Consider the following 2,836-nt stretch of genomic DNA (forward strand, 5'->3'; position numbering starts at 1 on the left):
ATAGAGACAAGTATCCATAGCGGGGCTCCTCAACCGTTGCACACCCCGCATCCGCCTCATCAATCTTCACGAAAGCTATTCCAAATCAAGCACTTGAAGCGAGTAATAAAATTGCTCACCAGCCTCTAACTTGGTTTCACCTGAGCCGTTAACATAAGTTAGAAAAATCCTGTAATTTTGGAACACCGACTAACCTGAACCGTTGACGGCTGCGCTCCTCAAAGAGAGCGATTTGGCTGGGAACGTCTTATGGCCGATGATGTAAACGAAGACTGGCCCATTGGCCTGATCGTTGCTGTTCCGCGTGCGTGGCGTGGCGAAAGCCTCTGGGATGATATCCGGGTTCAGACACAGGATCGGATCGGCGCTGACCTCCGCGCTATGTATGCCGACCTCCTTCGGCAGCCGCTGTCCCCCGGTTTGGAGAGGCTGGTCCACCAGATCAAAACGAGATTGGAGACACTCCCGCATGAGTGTTGAGGCAACGCTGCGCGACGAACTGCTCGCCGCCATCCCAAGCCTGCGTGCCTTTGCGATCTCTTTCACCAACAACCGAGATCGTGCAGATGATCTGGTGCAGGAGACCATCTTGCGGGCTTGGGCCAACATCGAAAAGTTCCAACCGGGGACGAACCTGAACGCATGGCTATTTACGATCCTGCGCAATCTCTTCCACTCGGAGTACCGCAAGCGCAAGTATGAGACCGAGGATGCGGATGGGTCGTATGCCGCGCGGCTCAAGACACATCCAGATCAGCAGAGCCATCTCGACTTCGAGGGTTTTCGTGCAGCCTTGGCGAAGCTCCCCAGAGACCAGCGCGAGGCTCTGCTGCTGGTTGGAGCACAGGGGCTGTCCTATGAGGAAGCCGCTCAGGTGTGCAACGTGGCGGTCGGCACGGTCAAGAGCCGGGTCAACCGGGCTCGCCTGAAGCTGGCTTACCTTCTGGACCTCAACAGCGACGCAGACCTTGGACCTGATGCTGTGATTAAAGCGGCGCTGACTGGGTAGATTGGGCCGCAAGTACGAGCCTTAGTCACGCGGAGCACTTCGTGCAAACAAAGGTGAGCGTAGATCATTAGCCGAGCTTCATATTGCTAAGCATGATCCATGAGAAGATGAGCATCGTCAATGTTTAGGACTATTGGCTGACAGCTTTCGTCGGCTACCAGACAGACAGAATTATTGCCTCGTGTTTACCTTCTCTTAACTCACGAAGCCAAAGAGGGGGTACGCGATGGCTGCGCAGACGCTGACGCTTGAAAACAATCGCTCGTTTCAGTCCGATTTCGCTCTCACCGGTCTCACACCAGCCATTCCAACGGCACTGATTTGCGATAACTCCCTGCTGCGCTCGGGGCTCCAACGCATTCTGTCGGGGAGCCCCTTCGCCATTGCCGAGGTACCTTCTCCTATCGCGGGTTCACGACGGTTCCAGAAATTGATTGCAGAGGCTGCCCTGGTCCTGATTCAGGCCAGTCAGAATACCAGTCGCGTGCTTGAGATGGTCAAACAGGTGCGAGAGCAATGTCCGGAGGCTCGCATCATTGTTCTAGCGGATAAATACGACCTAGATCTCGTGCGGCTCGGACACGAGGCAGGCGTGGACGGCTTCTGTCTCACAGCCACTGCTCCCGAGGTTCTGATCAAATCGTTTGAACTGGTCATGCTCGGAGAGAGTGTACTGCCCTTTGAGGTCCTACGCTCGATCATGGATGCGGCTCCACAGAACAGGGACCAGCCGCTTCAAGACGATATCGCAGAGCCACGTCTGTCTGATCTGAGCTATCCAAAGCTCTCCGCACGTGAGGCGCAGATCTTGGGCTGCTTAAGAGAAGGAGCGCCCAACAAGGTTATTGCTCGTAAGCTTGATATCACGGAGGCGACGATCAAGGTTCACGTCAAAGCTATTCTGCGCAAAATCGGCGCAGCAAATCGCACCCAGGCGGCTATGTGGGCGTCTCAGCGCCTGCCGAGAACAGGGATACCGACTCTGAATGTCTGAGACATTGCCCGTGAAGATTGAGGTCGGGGATCAGGTTCGTGTTCACTTCCATCCACCCGGTCCGATGAAGAGCTTTTCCGAGGGTGTGGTCAGCCGGGTGGATGTGACAGCGCCACAAGGGCGCTTCTTTGTGGTGGAGGTTACGCACGAGGTCATTCTCGACCGAGAGCACCGGCTCAGACCCGGTTTCCAGGATTACGTCCGATATGAAGGCCCGAGGGACTTTCCAGGTCGGGTTGAGGTACTTTCGACCCTAGAACAGGGCGGGACGGAGGACAATGAGTCAGGGCAGGTCACAGAGATGAGACCGGTTGAGGTTCCGGATGAGACGGTCCAAGGGCCAGACGCCGAACATGACCAGCATGTGGTCCGCCTTGAGCGTCAGGAAGTCCGCCGATCCGGAGGCTTGATCGCCGCGTTCTTCGGGCGGCAAAAATAAGAAGCACCCGTCTGCCAAAAATAGCAGAACCGAGGTTCGGTTTTGTCGCCATCCAGACAGACACATCCAACGTGCTGTGCTTAAGAGGGACAATGCACCTGCGGGAACGGGCGACTCTCGTAAGCCGGAAGTCTACTTGCGGCTCGATTGTAGCTTTGGCTAAAGCAAGGCACCTAAATCGGGATAGGGGGGAGCCTCGCGGTTCCACCCCTCCCACACCACCGTACATACGGGTCCGTATACGGCGGTTCGTCGGATTACTCGACTGCTGGACGTGGACAGAGGCGAGGCCGAGGCCTCTGAAGAAGGCATTGGGGAACGCTATGGAGAGTGCCGGGCTTTGGCTGAGCCGCCAGACACCGTGCGGGCTCCCAGCGGCTTTCGCTGCCAGGTC

At 56.6% G+C, this 2,836-nt stretch carries 3 protein-coding genes; all 3 read left to right on the forward strand.

What is annotated here, in order from left to right; all coding sequences use genetic code 11:
- The first annotated feature begins 469 nt into the window (after positions 1–469).
- The 3 genes from FS320_RS41180 (at position 470) to FS320_RS45660 (ending at position 2,442) form a co-directional block, all read left to right on the forward strand.
- On the forward strand, positions 470–1,009 hold the full coding sequence (locus tag FS320_RS41180) for a sigma-70 family RNA polymerase sigma factor (RefSeq protein WP_152718348.1): 540 nt from the start codon (positions 470–472) through the stop codon (positions 1,007–1,009).
- Positions 1,010–1,235: 226 nt separating this feature from the next.
- Positions 1,236–2,003 (forward strand): LuxR C-terminal-related transcriptional regulator, encoded by a 768-nt coding sequence (locus tag FS320_RS41185; RefSeq protein WP_152718350.1) that lies wholly within the window; start codon positions 1,236–1,238, stop codon positions 2,001–2,003.
- Positions 1,996–2,442 (forward strand): hypothetical protein, encoded by a 447-nt coding sequence (locus FS320_RS45660; protein WP_153885405.1) that lies wholly within the window; start codon positions 1,996–1,998, stop codon positions 2,440–2,442. Before FS320_RS41185 ends, FS320_RS45660 begins: the two co-directional genes overlap by 8 nt.
- Positions 2,443–2,836 lie beyond the last annotated feature (394 nt).

The sequence above is a fragment of the Microvirga tunisiensis genome, assembly GCF_009296175.1.
GTDB classification, from domain to species: domain Bacteria; phylum Pseudomonadota; class Alphaproteobacteria; order Rhizobiales; family Beijerinckiaceae; genus Microvirga; species Microvirga tunisiensis.

Excerpts from the sequence above, each read along its gene's own strand:
- FS320_RS45660 (WP_153885405.1), top strand. The coding sequence starts at position 1,996 with ATGTCTGAGACATTGCCCGTGAAGATTGAGGTCGGGGATCAGGTTCGT.
- FS320_RS41180 (WP_152718348.1), top strand. The coding sequence starts at position 470 with ATGAGTGTTGAGGCAACGCTGCGCGACGAACTGCTCGCCGCCATCCCA.
- FS320_RS41185 (WP_152718350.1), top strand. The coding sequence starts at position 1,236 with ATGGCTGCGCAGACGCTGACGCTTGAAAACAATCGCTCGTTTCAGTCC.